The sequence below is a fragment of the Methylomonas sp. LW13 genome (genome assembly GCF_016865255.1).
In the GTDB taxonomy this organism is placed as follows: Bacteria; Pseudomonadota; Gammaproteobacteria; order Methylococcales; family Methylomonadaceae; genus Methylomonas.
Window position 1 is genome coordinate 2,168,297 of sequence record NZ_CP033381.1, and the last position, 20,553, is coordinate 2,188,849.

At 53.3% G+C, this 20,553-nt stretch carries 24 protein-coding genes; 13 read left to right on the forward strand and 11 right to left on the reverse strand.

What is annotated here, in order from left to right:
- Window positions 1–4 precede the first annotated feature (4 nt).
- The gene (locus JL719_RS09805) at window positions 5–1,561 is read right to left on the reverse strand and encodes a Re/Si-specific NAD(P)(+) transhydrogenase subunit alpha (RefSeq protein ID WP_033156596.1); all 1,557 of its coding nucleotides are present in this window, start codon (window positions 1,559–1,561) and stop codon (window positions 5–7) included.
- Window positions 1,562–1,719: 158 nt separating this feature from the next.
- Here JL719_RS09805 and JL719_RS09810 point away from each other — a divergent pair, with 158 nt between their 5' ends.
- The 4 genes from JL719_RS09810 to JL719_RS09825 are packed head-to-tail and all read left to right on the forward strand — an operon-like array spanning window position 1,720 to window position 5,245.
- Window positions 1,720–2,646, forward strand: coding sequence for a GGDEF domain-containing response regulator (locus JL719_RS09810; RefSeq protein WP_033156595.1), 927 nt, complete (start codon window positions 1,720–1,722; stop codon window positions 2,644–2,646).
- A gap of 4 nt (window positions 2,647–2,650) precedes the next feature.
- Window positions 2,651–3,577 carry a hypothetical protein gene (locus tag JL719_RS09815; RefSeq protein ID WP_033156594.1) on the forward strand — a complete coding sequence of 309 codons (927 nt, stop codon included), beginning with the start codon at window positions 2,651–2,653 and terminating at the stop codon, window positions 3,575–3,577.
- Window positions 3,574–4,251, forward strand: a complete 678-nt coding sequence (locus JL719_RS09820; protein WP_033156593.1) for an HAD family hydrolase — start codon at window positions 3,574–3,576, stop codon at window positions 4,249–4,251. Before JL719_RS09815 ends, JL719_RS09820 begins: the two co-directional genes overlap by 4 nt.
- 55 nt (window positions 4,252–4,306) lie before the next feature.
- Complete coding sequence (locus tag JL719_RS09825; RefSeq protein WP_256438972.1) at window positions 4,307–5,245, forward strand: beta-ribofuranosylaminobenzene 5'-phosphate synthase family protein; 939 nt, start codon at window positions 4,307–4,309, stop codon at window positions 5,243–5,245.
- Between the two features lie 8 nt (window positions 5,246–5,253).
- On the opposite strand, the gene soxZ is transcribed toward JL719_RS09825, so the two are convergent.
- Both soxZ and JL719_RS09835 read right to left on the reverse strand, forming a co-directional pair.
- A complete protein-coding gene (soxZ, locus tag JL719_RS09830; RefSeq protein ID WP_033156591.1) occupies window positions 5,254–5,565 on the reverse strand; it encodes a thiosulfate oxidation carrier complex protein SoxZ in 312 nt (103 codons plus the stop codon).
- Between the two features lies 1 nt (window position 5,566).
- Complete coding sequence (locus JL719_RS09835) at window positions 5,567–6,025, reverse strand: thiosulfate oxidation carrier protein SoxY (protein WP_129871379.1); 459 nt, start codon at window positions 6,023–6,025, stop codon at window positions 5,567–5,569.
- Window positions 6,026–6,147: 122 nt separating this feature from the next.
- Between JL719_RS09835 and JL719_RS09840 the strand changes: the two genes are divergently transcribed.
- Complete coding sequence (locus tag JL719_RS09840) at window positions 6,148–6,342, forward strand: hypothetical protein (RefSeq protein ID WP_033156590.1); 195 nt, start codon at window positions 6,148–6,150, stop codon at window positions 6,340–6,342.
- Between the two features lie 97 nt (window positions 6,343–6,439).
- Here the strand turns inward: JL719_RS09840 and JL719_RS09845 are convergent, their stop codons facing one another.
- From JL719_RS09845 to nagZ, 3 genes are read right to left on the reverse strand one after another with little or no spacing between them, the layout of a single operon-like run.
- Window positions 6,440–7,180, reverse strand: a complete 741-nt coding sequence (locus JL719_RS09845) for an S-methyl-5'-thioinosine phosphorylase (RefSeq protein ID WP_033156589.1) — start codon at window positions 7,178–7,180, stop codon at window positions 6,440–6,442.
- The gene (locus tag JL719_RS09850; RefSeq protein WP_174843470.1) at window positions 7,177–7,722 is read right to left on the reverse strand and encodes a hypoxanthine-guanine phosphoribosyltransferase; all 546 of its coding nucleotides are present in this window, start codon (window positions 7,720–7,722) and stop codon (window positions 7,177–7,179) included. The genes JL719_RS09845 and JL719_RS09850 overlap by 4 nt, the downstream gene beginning before the upstream one ends.
- Window positions 7,715–8,731, reverse strand: a complete 1,017-nt coding sequence (gene nagZ, locus JL719_RS09855) for a beta-N-acetylhexosaminidase (protein ID WP_033156587.1) — start codon at window positions 8,729–8,731, stop codon at window positions 7,715–7,717. The genes JL719_RS09850 and nagZ overlap by 8 nt, the downstream gene beginning before the upstream one ends.
- A 62-nt stretch (window positions 8,732–8,793) precedes the next feature.
- On the opposite strand from nagZ, the gene JL719_RS09860 reads away from it, so the two are divergent.
- Both JL719_RS09860 and JL719_RS09865 read left to right on the forward strand, forming a co-directional pair.
- Window positions 8,794–9,201 carry a flagellar basal body-associated FliL family protein gene (locus tag JL719_RS09860; protein ID WP_033156742.1) on the forward strand — a complete coding sequence of 136 codons (408 nt, stop codon included), beginning with the start codon at window positions 8,794–8,796 and terminating at the stop codon, window positions 9,199–9,201.
- A 451-nt stretch (window positions 9,202–9,652) separates the two neighbouring features.
- Window positions 9,653–10,729, forward strand: a complete 1,077-nt coding sequence (locus JL719_RS09865; protein WP_051669991.1) for a PA0069 family radical SAM protein — start codon at window positions 9,653–9,655, stop codon at window positions 10,727–10,729.
- 7 nt (window positions 10,730–10,736) lie between these two features.
- Here JL719_RS09865 and JL719_RS09870 read toward each other — a convergent pair whose 3' ends face one another.
- The 4 genes from JL719_RS09870 to JL719_RS09885 form a co-directional block, all read right to left on the reverse strand.
- Window positions 10,737–11,108: a hypothetical protein gene (locus tag JL719_RS09870; RefSeq protein WP_033156586.1), complete on the reverse strand. Its 372-nt coding sequence runs from the start codon at window positions 11,106–11,108 to the stop codon at window positions 10,737–10,739.
- Window positions 11,105–11,467: a NifB/NifX family molybdenum-iron cluster-binding protein gene (locus tag JL719_RS09875; RefSeq protein WP_033156585.1), complete on the reverse strand. Its 363-nt coding sequence runs from the start codon at window positions 11,465–11,467 to the stop codon at window positions 11,105–11,107. Before JL719_RS09875 ends, JL719_RS09870 begins: the two co-directional genes overlap by 4 nt.
- Window positions 11,468–11,623: 156 nt before the next feature.
- Entirely contained in the window at window positions 11,624–13,018 is a 1,395-nt protein-coding gene (locus JL719_RS09880; protein ID WP_033156584.1) for a DUF6513 domain-containing protein, read from the reverse strand.
- Window positions 13,015–13,551, reverse strand: a complete 537-nt coding sequence (locus JL719_RS09885; protein WP_033156583.1) for a flavoprotein — start codon at window positions 13,549–13,551, stop codon at window positions 13,015–13,017. The genes JL719_RS09880 and JL719_RS09885 overlap by 4 nt, the downstream gene beginning before the upstream one ends.
- Before the next feature lie 226 nt (window positions 13,552–13,777).
- Here JL719_RS09885 and JL719_RS09890 point away from each other — a divergent pair, with 226 nt between their 5' ends.
- Window positions 13,778–15,379, forward strand: coding sequence for a MinD/ParA family ATP-binding protein (locus JL719_RS09890; RefSeq protein ID WP_051669956.1), 1,602 nt, complete (start codon window positions 13,778–13,780; stop codon window positions 15,377–15,379).
- Between the two features lie 9 nt (window positions 15,380–15,388).
- Here the strand turns inward: JL719_RS09890 and JL719_RS09895 are convergent, their stop codons facing one another.
- Complete coding sequence (locus JL719_RS09895) at window positions 15,389–16,090, reverse strand: ComFC family protein (protein WP_033156582.1); 702 nt, start codon at window positions 16,088–16,090, stop codon at window positions 15,389–15,391.
- 70 nt (window positions 16,091–16,160) lie between these two features.
- Here JL719_RS09895 and bioB point away from each other — a divergent pair, with 70 nt between their 5' ends.
- From bioB to bioD, 5 genes are read left to right on the forward strand one after another with little or no spacing between them, the layout of a single operon-like run.
- Window positions 16,161–17,150 (forward strand): biotin synthase BioB, encoded by a 990-nt coding sequence (gene bioB, locus JL719_RS09900; protein WP_033156581.1) that lies wholly within the window; start codon window positions 16,161–16,163, stop codon window positions 17,148–17,150.
- Entirely contained in the window at window positions 17,150–18,310 is a 1,161-nt protein-coding gene (bioF, locus tag JL719_RS09905) for an 8-amino-7-oxononanoate synthase (RefSeq protein ID WP_033156580.1), read from the forward strand. The genes bioB and bioF overlap by 1 nt, the downstream gene beginning before the upstream one ends.
- Window positions 18,307–19,068, forward strand: coding sequence for a pimeloyl-ACP methyl ester esterase BioH (gene bioH, locus JL719_RS09910; RefSeq protein WP_033156579.1), 762 nt, complete (start codon window positions 18,307–18,309; stop codon window positions 19,066–19,068). Before bioF ends, bioH begins: the two co-directional genes overlap by 4 nt.
- Window positions 19,065–19,853: a malonyl-ACP O-methyltransferase BioC gene (bioC, locus tag JL719_RS09915; protein WP_033156578.1), complete on the forward strand. Its 789-nt coding sequence runs from the start codon at window positions 19,065–19,067 to the stop codon at window positions 19,851–19,853. The genes bioH and bioC overlap by 4 nt, the downstream gene beginning before the upstream one ends.
- On the forward strand, window positions 19,850–20,545 hold the full coding sequence (bioD, locus tag JL719_RS09920) for a dethiobiotin synthase (protein WP_033156577.1): 696 nt from the start codon (window positions 19,850–19,852) through the stop codon (window positions 20,543–20,545). Before bioC ends, bioD begins: the two co-directional genes overlap by 4 nt.
- Window positions 20,546–20,553: the final 8 nt, after the last annotated feature.

The following is a 20,553-nucleotide window of genomic DNA, read 5'->3' on the forward strand; positions in this document are numbered from 1 at the left end:
CTCCTTATTTTCTAAACATTTCAAGCATGCGGCGTGTCACGAGAAAGCCGCCGGCAATATTGATGGATGCGATCAGAATGGCCACCGCCGACAAAATTCCGATTATGGAGTCAGGCGAGGACACCTGCACCAGAGCACCGATCACGATGATGCCACTGATGGCGTTGGTCACACTCATTAACGGTGTGTGTAGCGACGGTGAGACGTTCCAAATCACCTGGTAGCCTACAAAGCAAGCCAATACAAACACCGTGAAGTGCGACAAAAACGACGTAGGTGCCGTCGCTCCGACCGCAAAGAACACCAGAGCAGCCAAGGCAATCGGCAACCATTGCTTTATCGGTTCCGGTATCAAAGATTTGGTTTCCACTGCGGCGGCTGCTTCGGCGGCTGCCGCTTGTTTGGGGGCAGCGGACAGTTTGGGCGGTGGCGGCGGCCAAGTGATATTGCCTTCCTTAATCACGGTCGCGCCGCGTATCACCTCGTCTTCCATGTTGATGACAGTGTTGCCGTCTTTGCCAGGGGTAAGGTCGGTGAGCAGATGCCGCAGATTAGTGGCGTAAAGCTGGCTGGATTGATTAGCCAAGCGACTGGGCAAATTGGTGTAACCGATAATGGTCACATCGTGCTTTACCACCACCTGGTTTTTCTCGGTGAGCGCGCAGTTACCGCCTTGTTCGGCAGCCAAATCCACGATCACACTGCCGGGCTTCATTGACGCCACCATTTCGGCAGTAATCAGCTCGGGGGCCGGTTTGCCGGGGATCAAGGCGGTGGTGACGATGATGTCCACTTCCTTGGCTTGTTGGGCAAACAAAGCCATCTCGGCTTCAATAAATTCCTTGGACATGGTTTTGGCGTAACCGCCGGTGCCGGAGCCGTCTTCCTGAAAGTCCAGCATCAGGAACTCGGCGTCCATACTCTCGATTTGTTCTTTCACTTCCGGCCGGGTGTCGAAGGCGCGGACAATGGCACCCATGCCTTTCGCAGCGCCAATCGCGGCCAGACCTGCGACGCCGGCACCGATCACTAACACTTTGGCGGGCGGGATTTTTCCGGCAGCGGTGATTTGACCGGTGAAGAAGCGGCCAAAATGTTGCGCGGCTTCTACGATGGCCCGATAACCGGCGATATTGGCCATGGAACTCAGGGCGTCCATTTTTTGGGCGCGGGACATACGCGGCACGCTGTCCATGGCCAACACAGAGACTTTTTTGGCGGCCAATTTTTGCATTAGTGCTTCGTTTTGCGCCGGCCAGATAAAGCTGATCAATTGCTGGCCTTCGCGCAGCAAGTCGGCTTCGTCGATAGCCAGTTGCGGATGAAATTCGGGAGCGCGGACTTTCATGACAATATCGCTCTGTTGCCATAATTCCTGCGCCGAGGCGACCACTTGCACGCCGGCCGCCCGATAAGCGTCATCGGAAATATTGGCATTGTCGCCGGCGCCGCTTTCCACCAGTACTTCAAAACCTAGTTTGATGATTTTTTCAGCGGCCTCGGGCGTGGTAGCGACGCGCTTTTCGCCGTCGTGAACTTCTTTTGGAACACCGATCTTCATGATTTCTCCTAAGGTTTGGAGGGGAATAACGGATTGTTGGTAGGCTGAAAAGCCAGCGGGCGAGGATAGGGGATTGACTCGGTTTTATCAATTGTTTTCTGTGAGTTCAATTAATTACGCTAGAATCCTAGAGTCTGCTTAAGCCAACTAAAAGAACAATGAAAATATTGGTGGTCGATGATAGTAAAGTGATCAGGCAGCTGGTTGCGGAATGCCTGAAAGAAATGGGGCATGCGGTGTCCTATGCGGAAAACGGTTCCGAAGCCTTGCAATATGTCGGCGACCAAGACGTGGATTTAATTTTGATGGATGTGGAAATGCCCTTGCTGAGCGGTTTCGAGGCCACGAAAGCCATCCGCGAGCTAAAAAAGGCCGATTGGTTTCCCATCATTTTTTTTACGATGCACGACGATGATGAGTCGTTCGTTAACGGTATTTTGGCCGGCGGCGACGCCTATCTGCCTAAGCCGCTGAATCCTACCCGTTTGCGATTGACAGTGATCGCGATGGAGCGGATTTATGTGATGCGGCAAAAGCTGCAAACCACTCAGCGGGAATTGCAGGCCGCCAATCGGGAATTGGAGCGTTTATCACTGCGCGATCAATTAACCGGCTTGGGCAATCGCCGCCATTTCGATAGCAATCTTGCCATGCAGTTTGCGCTGTCTCGCCGCAATAAAGCGCCGTTGTCTTTGATTATTTGCGATATCGATCACTTTAAGAAATATAACGACACCTTGGGGCACCCGCAAGGCGATGGGTGTTTGATTGCGGTGGCGAAAGTTCTCACGGAGCAATTGGAGCGTAGCAGTGATCTCATTTGTCGCTACGGTGGCGAGGAGTTCGTGGCGATCCTGCCCGATACGGCTTTGCAAGATGCCCTTAAGCTTGCTGAAAATATTCGCCGGCAAGTTTTTGAAAAAAACATCGTTTACGGCGACACCGAGACTCAGTGCGTTAGCCTGAGTTTGGGCGTGGCAACCTATGTCGGCCAATATAGAACCGCGCTGGAGATGCTGGAGGCGGCAGACGCCGCTTTGTACAAGGCCAAGCAAGGCGGCCGTAACCGGGTGGAGTTCAATTAAAACCGTGTATCGAGCCAAAGATTTTATAGAAACTGCGGAAGGATTGATTTTCGCGGTCGTTGTGCAGGGCCAGGAAAATGGGAAGGTCCTATGTTTTCTGCGTTACCTCTGTCTGGAGGGCGTTTGGCGCAAGGTCGACACCGCATTGGCGAACCAACATCTTGAGCAATATTGCCCTCAGTATCTGCATTATTCGGCACTGCTTGATGCGCATTTACACGCCGTGCCCAGTGCCGCTATTGTTCGGCATTATCAGCCTCAAAAATTATTGCAACGTTTGTTGGCTGAGGAGCCCGGCGATCCGGTATTGGCCGATTTGCATAAACTGTGCGGCTTGTTGCGGTCCAATGGCTTGGACCTTAGCCGTTTCGGCGTGACCGGCTCGCTGCTGGTGGCTATGCAAAAACACAGTTCCGATATTGATCTGGTGTGCTACGAGCGTGGCGAGTTTCATCGTGCGCGCAATATCGTCCAAGCCTTGATTGCCGAAGATCGTTGCCAGGCATTAAACGATGAAGACTGGTTGGAGGCTTACCAGCGGCGAGCCTGCGATTTTGCCTTTGACGAATATGTCTGGCACGAGCAGCGCAAGTACAACAAGGGCATGATCAATGGGCGCAAATTCGATTTGTCGCTGGCGGTCGCCGATCCGGAAGCACAGGATAAAAGTTATCGTAAACTGGGCTTCATCACTATCGACGCCGAAGTGTGTGAAGACCAATTCAGTTTCGATTATCCCGCTCGGTTTGCCATCAAACATCCCCAAGTTGATAGCGTGGTGTGTTTTACTGCGACTTACAATGGTCAGGCACAAATCGGTGAACGGATTCGCGTGGCCGGGCAGTTGGAAGTCGATCAAGACGGTGTTCAGCGCATAGTAGTCGGTTCGAATCGGGAAGCCATAGGCGAGTTTATTAAGGTCATCCGGTGACAGATCGGCATTGGCGGGCGGTCATTTTCGATATGGACGGTCTGGTTTTGGATAGCGAACCGACTTATGTTCAGGCTTGGCAGGCCGGGGCAGATGAGCTTGGTTTTGCGCTGCCGGCTGAATTTTGGGATAGCTTGTCCGGTTGTTCCGGAAAAATAGTGACTCAGCGTTTGCAGGTGCAGTGTGGTCCGGGTTTCAATCTGCACAAGTTTCAACAATTGAGTAGCGATTATTGGCTTGCGCATGTGCAGCAACACGGTATCGCCGTAAAACCGGGTTTTTTCGCCGTGTTGGAGGTATTGTCTCTGTATCGTTTGCCGTTCTGTCTGGCAACGAATAGCGCACTGGCGGCAGCGCAACAATGCCTGGCCTGGGCCGGATTGACGGATGTTTTTTCTTATATCGTTGCCGGCGATATGGTCGCCGCGGCAAAGCCGGCGCCAGATATCTTTTTGCGCGCTGCCGCGGAGCTGGCACAACCGGTCGAGGACTGTTTGGTGCTGGAAGATTCGCCGACAGGCGTCAGTGCTGCTCTGGCCGCTGGAGCGTCTTGCGTCTTCGTGCCGTCATTACAGCCGGCGGACACCTGGGCTGTCGAACACGCCGATTTTCTCATGGCCGATCTACACCAAGTGGCTGATTTTATCTCGGTCCGCCAACATCATCCGCTATAATGCCGGCTCTTTAGTATTTGACGGAATCCAGGTGGTGAAAGCGCGGTACCAATCAGTGACGGTCATAGCACCGGCTCGCTTGCATATGGGCTTTATCGATTTAAGCGGGGCTTTGGGGCGGCATTTCGGTAGCATCGGTTTGGCGCTGAACGAAATCAATACCCAGCTCAGCATAACCGCCGCGGATAATTTGCAAGTCAGCGGTCCGTCCGCCGAGCGCGCGCTGAAATGTACCCGGCAATTTTGTCAGCTGCTGGACGTTTCCGATGCACTCAATATCACTATCGACCATGCCATTCCTGAACATATTGGCTTAGGATCGGGTACGCAAATGGCTCTGGCTGTTGGTGCAGCGTTGAATGCTTTTTACGGTTTGGATCTGTCGGTGCGGGAAATAGCGCAACTCTCTGATCGCGGTGCGCGTTCCGGTATTGGTATTGGTATCTTCGAAACAGGCGGCTTGGTGGTGGACGGCGGTCGCGGACCGGACACAAAAACCCCGCCCATGATCGCGCAAATAGCGGTGCCGGAGGACTGGCGATTTATTTTGGTGTTTGATCAACGCGGCCAAGGTTTGCATGGCGAACAGGAGGTCAATGCTTTTCAGCAATTACCGCCGTTTCCGCAAGCTCAGGCCGAGCGCTTGTGTTACTTACTATTGATGCAGGGTTTGCCGGCGTTGGCTGAAGGCAATCTTAATAAATTCGGCGAAGTGATTACTGCGTTGCAGCAGGCGGTGGGCGAACACTTCGCGCCGGTGCAGGGTGGGGTGTTTACCAGTCCGGATGTTGCGGCAGCGATGGCTAGTCTGGCTGAGCACGGCGCGGTGGCGATAGGTCAAACTTCGTGGGGGCCGACCGGATTTTGCGCGGTTGCCAACCCGCAACGGGCTGAGGAACTGCTGGCGCAGTTGGAACGGCAATTTGCTGCATCGCCGTTGAGTTTTCTGGTGGCTAGCGCCCGAAATCAGACCGCCGAAATTATTCTTAACTAGCCTATGCTTCAGTCGAGCACGTGCTCGGCGTGATCTTGGTTTTGTCTATTGTCAGTCCATTCGGCACTGAGTCTATCGCCGCTATTTCCTGCTTTTAATCTAAACGTAAAAAACGGATTTTTGGATAGGCTGCCGGCCATATTGGTGGTTAGGATTAGTTGATCGTTTAATTTAACCAGTAACCGCTCGATAAAATGCGCCGGAATCAATTCGCCGTTGGCGTCGCGATTGCGGCCGTTTTCCATTGGGTGCGTGATCAGCAATTTAACTTCCGTATAGCCGTCGCGCCGTTGGCTTCTGATTTTTATACTGTTGGTCATATCAACCTGTTCCGCAGCCGCCGCGCATCACATTAACCCAGCGGCTGGTGCGCAGTAGCGCTCCGTTGTGTTCCGCAAGCAAAATCACGTTGCAAGATTCCGCTAATTTAATCCGCGCCGTGAGCTGGGGTGCGATGAGTGGTGTGAGTTCGAATTCCGCCAGCAGCGGCGTGGGATTTTTATCGGCGAATAGATACAGTTTCTCGATGCCTTCCAGCTCGCTGGTAATGCTGACCGGTACCACCGCGCCATCTTCAGCAATCTCGGGCAGGATCAAATTGAGTTGGTTGCTGCTTGTCACCGTTCGCTTATCGATAAGTTGCGTGTAAAGGGTGATGAAGTCGTCGGCGGCAAAATGCGTTGCCAACCTCTCGGCAAGGACGTTTGCGAATTTGCCGGTCAATAAAGCCGCGGTCAGCAAAATACCGGAATGCTTTAGAAATAGGCGGCGACTAGGCATAAAATTCAACAACCATAAAAAGTTTGATGTATATCAAAAAATATAAGCTTCCGTTTGTTATCTTTTGCCCCGTTGAAATTTTTTCAGCACCACCATCACAAACAACAAAAGGAAGGTACAAAATGAGTGAAGTACAAGAAAAAGATAATTTCTGGCTCTATATCGTCATTGCTGTCGTACTGGCGGCTGGCGCCGTACTGATGGTAAAAAATGCCGAGCATGATAAATATGCTACTGCGGCAAAAAATATCGCCGAAGACTCCGCCAACTCAGCTTACCGCAATGATGTACTTCACAGCGGTGGCACGAAAAGATAAGCGCTTTGCAAAGGTTCGGGAAATGTAATCTACGTTTCCCAAATTCTCGGATTTTGGCGGGGCATCCGGGCTTCGTCAAAATCCGTTTCCGTTTCTGCTAGTCGTTGAACAATACCGTTGCTTTCAGCAAGGCGATGGCATTGGCCATGCCAACTTCCAAGTTTTTCTCGATCTCGGCCATGGTGATTTCACCCTCCACCACACCAGCCGCCCAATTCGCAACCACCGAGATGTTGGCATAAGCCAAACCCAGTTCCCGTGCCAACGCGGCTTCCGGCATGCCCGTCATGCCCACCAAATCGCAACCGTCGTTAGCCATGCGTTTGATTTCGGCAACCGTTTCCAGCCTTGGCCCCTGGGTGCAGCCGTAAGTGCCTGATGGGGTGAGGGAAATATTTGCCTGTTGCGCGGCTTGAATAATTCTGGCACGTAAGGAGGGTGTATACGGTTCGGTGAAATCGATATGCGTGACATGCTCCAGATCGTCTGCAAAAAACGTATGCTCGCGGCCGTAGCTGTAGTCTATCAATTGATCAGGAATGGCAATAACGGCCGGTGCCATCTTAGTGCCGATACCGCCGACCGCCGCGACGCCGATAATCTCAGTAACGCCTAGCTGTTTTAAACCCCAGATATTGGCCCGGTAGTTGATCTTGTGCGGCGGGATTCGATGCGGATTACCGTGTCTGGCTAGGAACACCAATTTCTTCCCATTTAGCTCACCCAGCAAATAAGGCGCAGAAGGTTCGCCGAAAGGCGTGGTCAGGCGTTCTTCACCGGTGATGGTGAGTGCGTCGATTTGGGTGAGGCCGGTGCCGCCGATGATAGCCAATGTCATAGTACTTCCTTGCAGGCAAATACGCCTGGTGCATTTCTAAGATAACCCTTGTAATCCATACCGTAACCGAACAAGTAATGATTGGCGACAGTGAGGCCGATAAAGTCGGGCTTGATAGGTTTGGTGATTTGCAGGTCTTTGTCGAACAGCGCAGCGGTATAAACGGTGCTGGCGCCTTCTTCCCGGCAATATTCGACTATCGCTTGTAAGGTATGGCCTTCGTCGAGAATATCGTCCACTACCAATACCGTGCGGCCGGCCAATGGTGTGGTCGGTTTGAACAGCCAATGTATATCGCTGCCCGAGGTGGCGTTGCGGTAACGGCTGGCGTGGACGCTATCCAGATTCAACGGAAAGTCCAGACGCGGCAGTAACTTGCCGGTGGCGATGATGCCGCCGTTGATGACGCATAACACCAAGGGGTTACTGTCTTGCAGTTTGTCGGTGATCGCCGCCGCCATGCTATCCAACGCCGCTTCGACTTCGTCGGCGCTGTGCAGCAAAAGTGCTTGCTGTTTAACAATGCCGATTTCTTCAAGCATGGGATTCATAAAACTCCGTGATTTGTTTGGAAATGGTTTGCCATTTGTCGCTTTTTGCCAGGGCGTCTTTATCGAGCTGGCATTTGCCGCGCATCGCTTGCAGGCGTTGCTCGCGTTTGCTGTTTTGGCTGACAGGCAGTTTATCCAGCACTTGTTCGGCGGCTGCCGAATTATTGCAAACCAGCAGCATATCGCAGCCGGCTTGCTGGGCAAGGCCGGCGCGTTCGGTGAAATCGCCTATGCTGGCCGCGCCTTCCATACTTAAATCGTCGCTGAAGATCGCGCCATCGAAACCCAGTTCGCCGCGCAAAATGGTCTGTAACCAGAAGCTGGAAAAACCGGCCGGATAGCGGTCTGCTTGCGGATAAACCACATGAGCCGGCATGATGGCCTCCAGGCCTTGCACTATCAATTGTTTGAATGGCAGTAAATCTTGTCGGCGGATGGTTTCCAGATCGCGTTCGTCGACGGGTAGCGTCAAATGCGAATCCAGTGCCACCGCGCCGTGACCGGGGAAGTGTTTGCCGGTGGCAGCCATGCCGGCGTTACGCATGCCTTGCCGAAATGCGCCGGCCAGTTCTGCGGCTAATTTTGCGTCTTGGGAAAACGAGCGGTTACCGATGATCTCGCTGACTCCGCAATCCACATCCAATACCGGTGCGAAGCTGAAATCCACATCCACGGCCAGCAGTTCGCTGGCCATCAGCCAGCCGGCAGCTTCTGCCAACTCAGGTTGCTCGGCGTAAAAAGCCGCCGCCGGCAGGCGGGTAAAGCCATTTTGAAAGCGTTGCACGCGGCCACCTTCCTGATCGACCGCGATCAGGATGTCACCGTTGCGTGCAGCGCGGATCTGTTTGATTAAGTCAGCGACTTGTCGAGGATTGTCGTAGTTTCGGGAAAATAGGATTAAGGCGCCGGTATTGGGATGAGCGATTTTTTCTTTGTCCAGCGCACTGAGGCTGTGGGCCTCGATGTCGATCATGACCGGGCCGATAGCTTGTGGTTTCATGGTGTCAAATGGCGAAATTGGAATATACTTTTGGTGTAGTCACTACATTATATGAGGAATCCGTGCGAACATTTATTTTGTTGATCAGTTTGATGCTGTTGCCGGCGATGACCTGGGCGAACTCCGGCGAGAAAAAAGCCGACGAAAGCGCCGGGCCGGTCATTGAGTATCTGGAGATGAAACCCAAGTTTACCGTCAATCTGGCCGAGCCCAAAAAATACCTGATGTTGAACGTGCAGTTACTGGTGGAAGGTGCCGATCATTTGGAAGTCATTAAAAAGCACATGCCGGTTCTGCGTCATGAAATGATAATGATGCTTAGCGGCATGAAAAGTGCCGACCTGCAAAGCATGGAACAGCGCGAAGCCTTACGCTTGAAAACCAAACAAGTGATAACTGATCTGTTGAGCAAAATTCAAAATAGCGACGGTTTTCGTGATGTGTTTTTCTCGGAGTTTTTAATTAACTAGACGCCGCGGTCATTATTGTCCCAAACAAAACTAAGGCTTGCAGCGATGTGAGCTTTTTTTTGCGCTGTGATTTTTCCCGTTGTTTAAATGCCGTTCGCCTTCATGTTCTTGACGGTTATGAAGCTTGGATTTTTCTCGCGGTTGGCGCTCCCATTTCAATAGATAGCTCCTTGCCAGAATGAGTGTGCCAGTGAGGCCGTTTTGATAGCAACCGCCGTTACCGTCGATTTGGCAGCAGATAAATTTAGTTTAACCCGGTGGTATATTTAATCAGCGGCTTTTTCATCGTTTGTCTGGTCTTCGTCTGATGAGCGTTCAAGAGCGGATGTAAGATTAGACGCTGAACCGGTAAAGCCAATGTCGGTTGGCAAAATCTGTGCGACTATCTGGAGATTGGCGCGTGCTGGGTATAATCCCTTTGCCCAGTTATCAATTGCTTGAAGATGATGCTATGCCTAAGCCATTAATTTACAAAGGTCGCGCCAGTATCAGTAATGCAGTCGGTCGGTTTGAAAAATTGAACAGGCAGGCTGAAGACGACGGCTGGGGCAGTTTGGATGCAGCGTTGCCGCCGTTGCCCACCGAAGTCATTATCGATAGCAGCAAATCGGTGATTACCTATAACGATTCGCCGGATATTCCGTTTGATCGGTCGATAAACCCGTATCGCGGTTGCGAGCATGCTTGTATTTATTGCTTTGCCAGGCCGACCCATGCCTACTTGGGCTATTCTGCCGGTCTGGATTTCGAGAGCAAAATTCTGGTTAAGCCTGACGCTGCACGTTTGTTGCGCGAAGAGTTGGCCAAACGCAGTTATCGTTGCGCGCCGCTGGCCTTGGGAACCAACACCGATCCTTACCAACCGCTGGAACGGCAGCAGCGCATCATGCGGCAGATTTTGGAAGTGCTATCAGAGACCCGGCATCCAGTCAGTATCGTCACCAAATCGGCCTTGATCGAACGCGACATCGATATTTTAGCGCCGATGGCCGGGCAGGGTTTGGTTGGCGTCTACCTGTCGATTACCACGCTGGATAGAACGCTTGCCAGGACGCTGGAGCCGCGCGCCGCTGCGCCGCAACGTCGTTTGGAGGCATTAGCGCGCTTACGGGAAGCCGGGATTCCGGTTGGCGTGATGCTGGCGCCTTTAATCCCTGTTCTCACCGATTACGAACTGGAAAGCATCGTCAGCGCGGCTCATACGGCCGGCGCGCAAAGCGTGCAATACATTCTGTTGCGCTTGCCCTTGGAAACGGCGGATTTATTTGCAGAATGGCTGCAACAAAACTACCCGCTGAAAGCCGAGCACGTGATGAATCGAGTCAGAGACAGCCGCGGCGGCAAAGCTTACGAAGCGGCGTTTCATCAACGCCAAACGGGTAGTGGTAGTTACGCCGATTTGCTGGCGCAGCGTTTCAAGCTGATTACCAGAAAGCTGGAACTAACGGGTTCTCTACCGGCATTGCGCAGCGATTTGTTTCGTCCACCAAGCTTGGGCGGACAGCTGAGTTTCGATTTTTTCGATTGAACGCGACTTAGGCTTCCGTTTCTTCTACATCCCGGCGCTCCAGCAAGCCTTGCTCGCGGATCATCGCTTTAAAACCTTTCATCACCGGCCGGGAAATCGCGGTTTCCGCCATCAGACGTTTTTCGTAAATCAGATTTTTCAGGGCTTCGTCGTCTTCACGAGTGCGGGCGGTCGCAATCAAAGGATGTAGATCGGCTGGCAGCAGTTGCCCAGGCAAGTGTTTGACGCAGTCGTACAGCAGCGCCATCACCACTTTTTCAGTCGGCCGCATCTTGCATTTGCCGTCGATGATTTTCAGCATCACCGTCACCGCGCAATCGACGTGAATCGGACTGATGGGGTGATCTTTTACCCATTGCTGCACATGCTCAGGGGTCATCCGATCTCCTCGCCGGCTGCGGTGCGCTTGGCATAGTCCAGCAAGGATTCTTCAACCGCCGCATAGGCGTATTCAGAAACCGCGCGCACACCGATGGCATGGACTTTGGCGGTGGGACCGTCGCCGATACGCGCCACGAACACTGCGTAGCAGTCTTTAATGGTTGCCAAAATGCCGGGCATTGCGGACTCGTCGGCATGCTGGCCCAGGCAGTAATTGGCCACTTCGCGGGTTTCTAATAATTCGCAACTGGCTTCGGAGACGCTATACACGGAAAACTTCGTGGCATGGCCGAAATGTTCGTTGATGGAAATGTTGTCCTTGGTGGCGACCGCCAGTTTTAACGGAAACTCGGGCATGTGCGAGGGCTCGTTCGGGTGAATGGGATTTAGCCAAGAAACAAGCAAGACCAATACCAAATGAACTGAGGCCGAAATAGCGGGGGTTTGGCGAGACTAACGCAAAGCCGGATTGAGGCTTTGTCGAGTTTACGACAAGCGCAACCGACAAACGGCTTAGTCTTCGTGCTTTTTTAAGGTGTTGCCGGCGGGTTTGAAGGTATGTAAATCCACCGTCGGCTCGGTGCCTTGCGCGGCACAGCCCCAACTCAATTGCTGATCCTGGGTGAAGCGCTTGCCCAACTGCCAGGCTATCTCGGCTCGGGCCAGTTCCACACCCAAATAAAAGGCGTGGCCGCCGTCGGTTTCGACGTGCAGTTTGGGGTATAAATCAAATGGGTCTTGTGCGGTGTGCAGGCCATCGCGGTTAAATACATGAATGCCGTCGCTGCTGACTTGGATGCGGTAACTGGGGTCTTTAATTTCCGCAGCCAAACTTTCGATTTCCTCGCGGCTGTTCAAAAACGGCGAGCTGTCATGCACGGTCAGCAAATCCGGCGCGATATGCTTGGGCAGGGTATTGTGCCGCTTGGCGGTGTACATGATGCGGCGGGCGCTGTCGGCTTCCTTGATGGCGCGGCGCGCGTGTTTACTCACTTCCGTTGCCAGAATATGGTTAATATTCAACTCCGAACAAATCCCCAACAAAATCGCGTTGACGCCGGAGGTGTCGGCGTGGGTCAGTTCGGTGAGATTGCCGACGCCCATCATCATTTCCACGTCCGGATAGCGGCGGCGGAATTCATGATTGCGGACGATGGAGTCGGTGAAACCAAAGTGGATTGGATCGAGGATGGGATCGACGATGAAAGCGCGGTTTTTACGCTGTAAGATCGCGATGGCCTCGTCCAACGTGTCCAAGTCGCCGTGCGTTTCCGGAATCAGAATCGGCGTTGTCGCCACCTCCTCGGCAATCCACAGACTTTTGGTGGTCAGGCTCAGCATGTAATCGGCACCCGCTTGGCCGCCTGCGAGCAGATCGGCGTCTTCCAGCGAGTCGATGCTGACGGTAAAGCCTTCTTGTTTCAAGGTGAGGATGCACTCAGCCAGATGTGGAAACGGCGTGCCGGGCAGGCAGCCAATATCGATCACATCCGCGCCGTTGGCTTTGTAATAATAAGCGCGCTCAATCGCCGCCTCGACGCTGATGCTAGGCGCGTCGGTGATTTCCGCGAAAATTTTGGTTTGGTATTGGCTGAGGTCGTAATGCTGAGCGGCCAGGCCAAAATGCTGCGGCAAGTCCTTGATTTCCTCCGGACCGCGTTCGAATGGCACACCAAAGTGTTGTGCTAATGCGTAAAGATCGCCGCGGCAGCGGCCCGGTAAAATCACCCGGTCAGCGCCTTGCGCGTCCGGCAAGCGGCGGATGATCATGTCGCTGGTAATCAACGCCGCCACCGTTACGCCCATCACATACACCTTGTATTGAAAGTCGGGCTGCATTTTTTCCAATACTTGCCGGACTTGTTTCTCCGCCAGCCGGCCGGTGATGAACAGGATGCGTTCGGTCATAGACTGGCCAATCGCGTGTTGACGGCAACGATTAGCTGCTCGACATCATCAACCACTTGGGTGTAAGGAAAGCTGCGGATTTTGTCGGTGGCTTCCAGGTCGATTGGGCGCGGATAGACCATGAATTTTTTCTTGCCGGGCGCGGTGGTTTCAATCTCCGGCTGGGTGTCGCAAGGGTAAACGATGCTGGGCACGCGGCATTTGCCGGCCTGGGAATACAGGTTAGTGATCAACGAATCGGCGATGCCCAACACGCATTTGGCGATGGTATTGGAGGTAGTGGGGGCCATCACAAAGGTGTGGTAATGACCTTTGTAGAACAAACCGACCGGTGGCGCCGAGGCGGCTTTATCCCGATACACCGGCATCTTGGCGCGGATGTCGTCCAGGCGAATACCGTACATTTTCAAAACTTCCTCGCCGGCCTGACTCAAATACAAATCAACATTATCCAGCGTTAGCATGTATTCAAGACATTCTTCTATATAGTGTCCGGAGCCGGTAATAGCCCAGGCGAGACGCGGTGTGGTCATAGCATGTGTAGTCGTTTTGTGGACGGGGCATTATACGTGAAGACGGTGGTTAATCGACCATTCGCCGGCGATACGGTCCGGGCTGTCGCTTATGTGCCGACATTTACAATTTGGTTTGTTGTATGAATTCATGAATTTATAAGTTTGGGCTTACAATATTGCCCGAATTCGGCTGGTTTGGTTTGCCGATCTGTACGCGACCTAAACAGCCTATTTCATTGCCATCATGGACAGTTTATATATCTCAGAACAGGGCCCATCAAAACCGCACCTTATCGTGTTTGCCGGTGCCAAGAGCGGCGTCGGTAAAACCAGTGTGGTGGCTAATGTAGCGGCGGCAATGGCTTTGCGCGGCAAGCGGGTCTGCGTAGTCGATGTCGATACCGGCTTGTCCAATATCAATGCATTGCTCGGGCTGCGGCCGGCACATCGCCTGGAGCAGGTGTTACGCGGTGAAAAGGCCATTGCTGAGGTGTTGCTGAAAACCGGCGACGGTGTTGGCGTCGTGTCAGCTGCGCATCTAATGGGTGGTGCGCCGGTCTCCGCCGAGCAGACACATAGGCTGGCGGCTGCGTTGGCGGATCTGGAAACGCAATTCGATTATTTTTTGATCGACACGGCTGCGACGCATACCGAAACGCTGTTGCGCTTTATCGAATTGGCGCAATCAACTTTTTTAGTGGTCAGCGGTGATCCTGCGGCGCTAACCGATGCCTTTGCGCTGCTGAAGTCTTTGAATACCCGCCAGTATACGGGCAGCCTGCGCGTCTTGGTCAATCAGGCCGTGGATTACCCGGCTGCGACCGATACCTATCGGCGGTTTGCCGCCGTGGCGGAAAAATGCTTGAAATTGAAAGTGGAGTACGGCGGCTTTGTGATTCGCGACGAGAATCTGCCCAAAGCCGTGGCTTTACAGATGTCGGTTGTGGATTTGGCTGTCAATTCCCCGGCCAGTCGCTGTTTGTTGGCCTTGGCGGACAATATTATCAAGCACATCGGGTGCGAAACCGCAGGTACCGGGTTGGTGGAGTACTGGCAAAGGCTGTTAAGTGCTACGCCGACCAGGCAAATTGTGGGTGATGATGCCGATGCTGAGCCGGTTAACGCGCTAAGTCCTGCTGATAGAGCGGAAATGAGTATCAGTGAGTTGAGTCGGAGGTTGTTGTTGGCGATGAAGCGGCAACTGCTCGATCAACCGGCGCTGGAACGCTTTATCGGCGAATTTGTAGAAACCTACTGCGAGCAATTCGGCCGTTTTCCGAATGCCTTCAAGCCGCTGTTTTATCGCTGGCTGGAAACCGAAAATTATGCCGAGCCCAGATTGATTGAATTGGTGGCGACGCTGGAGGCTTTGCATGCGATGCGTTATCAACGGCCAATGTTCAGCCTGGAAGAAAATGCGGCGCGATTGGTGGCGCAACTGCAAGGACAGCAAGAACAGCATAAAAATTTGGTGGAACAATTATGCGCGGCTTATCGGCAGGCTTTTCACACCGAGGTATTCGATGCCGAGCAGATGTTGCTGGAACGCATGCAGGCCGACGATTTCACCGAACAGCATTTCGAAGAATTGCTGCAAAAATTGCGGGACGGCTTTCAGACCCGCTTTAAACGGCCTTACCAAAGTCGGCACGAGTTGGCGCTGGCGTCGGCGGTCGAGGCTTTAAATGTCATGGGCGTCGATCAACACAATTTGCAGGATGAAATCACGATGCTGATGCACGGTTTTCAGCTGTTGGGTTCGCGGCGTGAAAAGTTGCTGACCACTCTTAATGCCTTGCAAAATTCCGGTTTACCGCTGGCCGCCTCGGCCGTCCGGGATAATTAAGACGGTATTTTAGGCTCGCGCGCAAACCCATACATCGACTTTACCGACTCCGGCTTGTTTTAGCGTGGCGGCCAGCGCCGAGGCAGTGGCGCCGGTGGTCATGACATCGTCAATGATTGCAATATGTTGAAACGTCAGTGGCTTAACAATCTTGAAAGCCAGGCGCATGTTTTTCCGGCGTTGCTTGGCAGGTAAGCCGGTTTGGTGGCCGGTATCGCGCTGGCGAACGCAGCTATACAAATCCAGCGGAATGCGGAGCTGCCGGGATAAATGCCGGGCAATTTCTATCGATTGATTGAAGCCGCGTTCGCGGTAACGCTTGGGATGTAACGGTACGGGTAACAGACAATCCGGCAGCTCCGCGCTATCGGCAATATGCTCGGCCAGCAGGGCCGCGATTAAGCGGGCGTTTTTGTAATCGTTGGCAAACTTTAATTGGCCGATCAAATAGCGCATCTGGCTTTGGTATAAAAACGGCGCATAGGTCTCGTCGAAGGCCGGCGATTTTTTCAGGCAGCGGCCACAGAGTTGCGGCATATCAATCGCGGTCTCGAAATGTTCTCCGCAACGGTAGCAGCACGAAAGATTGCGCGGCAGGTCGGTCAAGCAGCCCAGGCACAAATCTAAATCGCCGCATCCCGGGCTTGCGCATAACACGCAACGTGGCGGCAGCAATTTCTTCTGTATAATGTTCAGCCAGTTGTTTACCATAATTTTAAATACAGGTTGATGAGTCGGTGTCCGACGCCGGTTTTGTCCTCACTTTTCGGAGATTATCAGAATGTCTGCAAGCCAGAAACCCTTGGAATCAAAGGCCACCATCCGTCACGATTGGCAATTACACGAAGTCGAAGCTTTGCTGGCGCTACCGTTTAACGATTTGATTTTTCAGGCGCAAAGCGTGCACAGGGTGTATTTCGATCCCAACGAGATCCAGGTGAGCAGTTTGTTGAGCATCAAAACCGGTTCCTGCTCCGAGGATTGCGGCTATTGCCCGCAAAGTGCGCGCTACGACTCCGATTTAAATCCGGAAGCTTTGATGCCGGTTGACGCCGTCTTAAAAGCCGCGCAGCAAGCCAAGGAGCAGGGCGCGTCGCGGTTTTGCATGGGTGCGGCTTGGCGTAGTCCGAAGGACAGAGACATCGAAAGAGTCGTGGAAATGGTGCAGGGCGTGAAAGCGCTGGGTATGGAAACTTGCGTAACGCTAGGTATGCTCAGCGATAAACAAACGCAAGCTTTGAAGGACGGCGGCCTGGATTATTACAACCACAATCTGGACACCTCCGAAGATTACTATTCCGAAATCATCACTACTCGCACTTATCAGGATCGCCTGGATACTTTGGAACGGGTACGCGACGCCGGCATCAATGTGTGTTGCGGCGGGATTGTCGGGATGGGCGAGTCGGCAACCGACCGCGCCAAATTGTTGTTGCAACTGGCGAATATGCCCAAGCATCCGGAAAGCGTCCCTATCAATATGTTGGTGCAGGTGGAAGGTACGCCTCTGCACGGCACCGAAGCGCTGGATCCTATCGTGTTTGTGCGTACCATCGCCGTGGCCAGAATTCTAATGCCGCAGTCGCGGGTACGCTTGTCGGCGGGACGGAAAGCGATGAGCGACGAGATGCAGGCTTTGTGTTTCCTGGCCGGCGCCAACTCGATTTTCTATGGCGATAAACTGCTGACCACCGATAACCCGATGACTAACCACGACCAGCAGTTGTTTGAGCGCTTGGGCGTTAAAATGGGCGGTTCCACCTACGCCTAATGGCCAATAATTTCTACGATTTTGCCGGCCAACTGCGGCAACTGGAGCGCGATAACCTGTATCGGCGCCGCCGGGTAGTCGATGGTCCGCAAGGCATTACGCTGAATGTCGATGGCCGGCAGCTGATCAATTTTTGCAGTAACGATTATCTGGGGCTGGCCAATCATCCCGAGGTTGCTGCAGCGTTTAAAGCTGGTGTCGATCACTTCGGAGTTGGCAGCGGTTCCGCGCATCTGATTTGCGGTCACAGTAGCGCGCATCATGGTTTGGAAGAAGAATTGGCGGCATTTACCGGAAGGGAACGAGCCTTGCTATTTTCGACCGGTTATATGGCCAATCTCGGCGTGATTTCGGCATTGTTGGGTCGCGGCGATACAGTGCTGGAGGACCGTTTGAATCACGCTTCTCTGTTGGACGGCGGTCTGTTGTCACGGGCGCGTTTTCAGCGCTATCGACACGTGGAGGTCGAGGACTTACGAGCCAAGTTGTCTACTGCCGCCGGCAAGGCTTTGGTGGTCAGCGACGGTGTATTCAGTATGGACGGCGATTTGGCGCCGCTGCCGGCGATGGTCGAGTTGGCCGAACAACATCATGCCGGCTTACTGATCGACGATGCCCATGGTTTTGGCGTACTCGGTAAAAACGGCGGCGGCATTGTCGAGCATTTCGGTTTGAGTCAGGATGACGTACCCATTCTGATTGGGACTTTGGGCAAGGCATTTGGGACCTTCGGCGCCTTCGTGGCCGGTTCCGAGGATTTGATCGAGATGCTGATTCAAAAAGCTCGGAGTTATGTCTTCACCACCGCCTTGCCGGCGGCTGTTGCCGAGGCGACTCGCGCCAGTCTGCGTTTGCTGCAAGCTGAGTCCTGGCGCCGCGAACAGCTGCAAAATCTAATCTCCCGTTTCCGGCAAGGTGCGCAACAACAAGGCCTGCGACTAATGGACTCTTTTACCGCGATTCAACCTGTTCTGATTGGCGACAGCGGCCAAACCGTGGCGGCCAGCCAGCGCTTGCTGGAGCAAGGATTTTGGGTCAGTGCGATTCGGCCGCCGACCGTGCCGGCCGGCAGTGCGCGCTTGCGGATCACTTTTTCCGCCAATCACACAGAACAGAAGGTCGATGCGTTACTGTATGCATTGGCCAAGGCTTTGCCATGACCGGTATTCATAGAGAAATATACGGCCGGGGATTACCGTTGGTCATGCTGCACGGTTGGGCGATGCATAGCGGTATTTGGCGCGAGTTTGCCAGGCAACTGGCTCGGCATCGCCAGGTGATTTGCCTGGATTTACCCGGTCACGGCCGCAGTGCCGGTTTGGATGCATATGACCTGTCGGCTATTACGTCCGCTTTATTCGATGCGATTCCGGTCAATCGCTTTAGCGTGTTGGGTTGGTCGCTGGGCGCGACGGTGGCTTTGGATATGGCGGCGCGCCGTCCGGACCGAGTGCGGTCGTTGTTTTTGCTGTCCGGCAATCCTAAATTTGTCAAAACTGCCGATTGGCCGGGAGTGAGGCCGGAAGTGTTGGATGGTTTTGTCGCCCAGCTTAGCGATGACACGAAATTGACCTTGCAGCGCTTTTTGGGTTTGCAAGTTCAGGGCTTGCCGGAAAGCCGGCAGTTATTACAGCAATTGCGCTTGGCCGTGCAGGAGTGCGATGCGCCGGCGTGTGATGCGTTGCAGGGTGGTTTGCAAATTCTGAAAAATAGCGATTTGCGCAAGTCCGTGGTGGGCTTGCACTGTCCGACCACGGTCATGCAAGGCGATAAAGATACTTTGATTCCGGTACAAACCGGGCAAGCTGTAAAAACTTTAAATTCGCGCGTCAAACTGCATCTGCTGGCAAATGCCGGACATGTGCCTTTTTTATCGCACGCCCAGCAGTTATGCGACATCGTTGCTGCGGCTGAATGAGTTTTGCCGTGTTGGATAAAGCCAAAATTAGGCATTCGTTTGCGGCGGCGGCTGGGAGTTATGATTCGGCGGCGATGTTGCAACGCCAGGTGGGATTAGCCCTGCTGCAAAAATATCCGTTGCAATCCGCACCGGGCTGGGTGCTGGATATTGGGTGCGGCACCGGTTTTTTGACGCGATGTTTGCCGTTAGATGGGCTGAATCAGTCTTGTTTGGCATTGGATATTGCATTGCCCATGCTGCAAGCGTCGCGACGGAACAACGGTGCTGTATCGGTAGAATATGTTTGTGCCGATGCCGAAAAACTACCTTTTGCGGATAACAGTCTGCAACAAGTTTATTCGAATCTGGCCGTGCAGTGGTGTCAGGACTTGCCGGCGGTATTTGCCGATGTGCGGCGATTATTGCGTCAGGATGGGCAGCTGGTATTTTCAACCTTCGGTCCGGAAACCTTAAAAGAATTGAAAGCCGCTTGGACCGGTGTCGACGACTTTGTTCATGTTAACGATTTTTATAGTGCGGGGCAGATTGGCGGTTTTTTAAGGGCTGCTGGTTTTGGGCGGGTTGATGTGGATACTGTGATGTATCGTTTATCTTACCCCACGGTACTGGCTTTGATGCATGAGCTAAAAGACCTGGGGGCGCATAATGTTAGCGATGCCAGAAATCGGCGACCCACCACCCGTTCGCAATTGCAGCGCATGATTCGGCGCTACGAGAACAGTATGGTAGGCGGTGAAGTAGTGGCCAGCTATGAAATTATTGTCGTGCGGGCAAGGTTATGAAATCCGCGTTCTTCATTACCGGTACGGATACTAACGTCGGCAAAACCTGGGCGACGATTGCCTTGATGCGCTACCTGCAAATGCAAGGCTTGAGTACGGTGGGGATGAAGCCGGTGGCCGCCGGCTGTGAATGGCATAACGGAATGCTGAAAAATTCCGATGCGCTACTGATGCAGCAATACGCTTCGGTGTCACTGGAATACCGGCAAATCAACCCCTACGCTTTTGAAGCGGCAATATCTCCCCATTTGGCTTGCGGTGGTGTGGATGTTTCAGTGGATGTTATTTCGGATGGATTTACCCGCTTACAACAACGGGCTGATGTGGTGCTGGTCGAGGGTGCAGGCGGTTGGTATTCGCCAATGAGCGGGGTTTTGGACAACGCCGGTCTGGCGCAAGCCTTGCGTTTGCCGGTGATTCTGGTGGTGGGTGTCAGGCTGGGTTGTATCAATCACGCGCGCTTGACTATGTCGGCCATACATCAGGCCGGCTTGTCTTGTGCCGGTTGGGTGGCGGTGCAAATTGATCAGGCTATGCCGGGTTTTGACGGTAATCTAACGTATTTACGTGAGCGTCTGGATGCGCCTCTATTGGGGATTTTGCCGTTTTCGGCTGCCGGTGATTTTGAGTTGTTGGCGGCTAAATTGAGTTTGCCAAACTGGCAAAAAGTTGATGTAAATCAAAAAAAATGAAGAGCAGA

Bases quoted from the DNA above. Each gene is read 5' to 3' on its own strand.
- JL719_RS09840 (WP_033156590.1), top strand. From the start codon at position 6,148: ATGAGTGAAGTACAAGAAAAAGATAATTTCTGGCTCTATATCGTCATT.
- bioC (WP_033156578.1), top strand. From the start codon at position 19,065: ATGAGTTTTGCCGTGTTGGATAAAGCCAAAATTAGGCATTCGTTTGCG.
- JL719_RS09870 (WP_033156586.1), bottom strand. From the start codon at position 11,108: ATGACCCCTGAGCATGTGCAGCAATGGGTAAAAGATCACCCCATCAGT.
- bioF (WP_033156580.1), top strand. From the start codon at position 17,150: ATGGCCAATAATTTCTACGATTTTGCCGGCCAACTGCGGCAACTGGAG.
- bioB (WP_033156581.1), top strand. From the start codon at position 16,161: ATGTCTGCAAGCCAGAAACCCTTGGAATCAAAGGCCACCATCCGTCAC.
- JL719_RS09895 (WP_033156582.1), bottom strand. From the start codon at position 16,090: ATGGTAAACAACTGGCTGAACATTATACAGAAGAAATTGCTGCCGCCA.
- bioH (WP_033156579.1), top strand. From the start codon at position 18,307: ATGACCGGTATTCATAGAGAAATATACGGCCGGGGATTACCGTTGGTC.
- JL719_RS09845 (WP_033156589.1), bottom strand. From the start codon at position 7,180: ATGACATTGGCTATCATCGGCGGCACCGGCCTCACCCAAATCGACGCA.
- JL719_RS09810 (WP_033156595.1), top strand. From the start codon at position 1,720: ATGAAAATATTGGTGGTCGATGATAGTAAAGTGATCAGGCAGCTGGTT.
- JL719_RS09890 (WP_051669956.1), top strand. From the start codon at position 13,778: ATGGACAGTTTATATATCTCAGAACAGGGCCCATCAAAACCGCACCTT.
- JL719_RS09885 (WP_033156583.1), bottom strand. From the start codon at position 13,551: ATGACCACACCGCGTCTCGCCTGGGCTATTACCGGCTCCGGACACTAT.
- JL719_RS09875 (WP_033156585.1), bottom strand. From the start codon at position 11,467: ATGCCCGAGTTTCCGTTAAAACTGGCGGTCGCCACCAAGGACAACATT.
- JL719_RS09805 (WP_033156596.1), bottom strand. From the start codon at position 1,561: ATGAAGATCGGTGTTCCAAAAGAAGTTCACGACGGCGAAAAGCGCGTC.
- nagZ (WP_033156587.1), bottom strand. From the start codon at position 8,731: ATGAAACCACAAGCTATCGGCCCGGTCATGATCGACATCGAGGCCCAC.
- JL719_RS09835 (WP_129871379.1), bottom strand. From the start codon at position 6,025: ATGCCTAGTCGCCGCCTATTTCTAAAGCATTCCGGTATTTTGCTGACC.
- soxZ (WP_033156591.1), bottom strand. From the start codon at position 5,565: ATGACCAACAGTATAAAAATCAGAAGCCAACGGCGCGACGGCTATACG.
- bioD (WP_033156577.1), top strand. From the start codon at position 19,850: ATGAAATCCGCGTTCTTCATTACCGGTACGGATACTAACGTCGGCAAA.
- JL719_RS09850 (WP_174843470.1), bottom strand. From the start codon at position 7,722: ATGCTTGAAGAAATCGGCATTGTTAAACAGCAAGCACTTTTGCTGCAC.
- JL719_RS09880 (WP_033156584.1), bottom strand. From the start codon at position 13,018: ATGACCGAACGCATCCTGTTCATCACCGGCCGGCTGGCGGAGAAACAA.
- JL719_RS09865 (WP_051669991.1), top strand. From the start codon at position 9,653: ATGCCTAAGCCATTAATTTACAAAGGTCGCGCCAGTATCAGTAATGCA.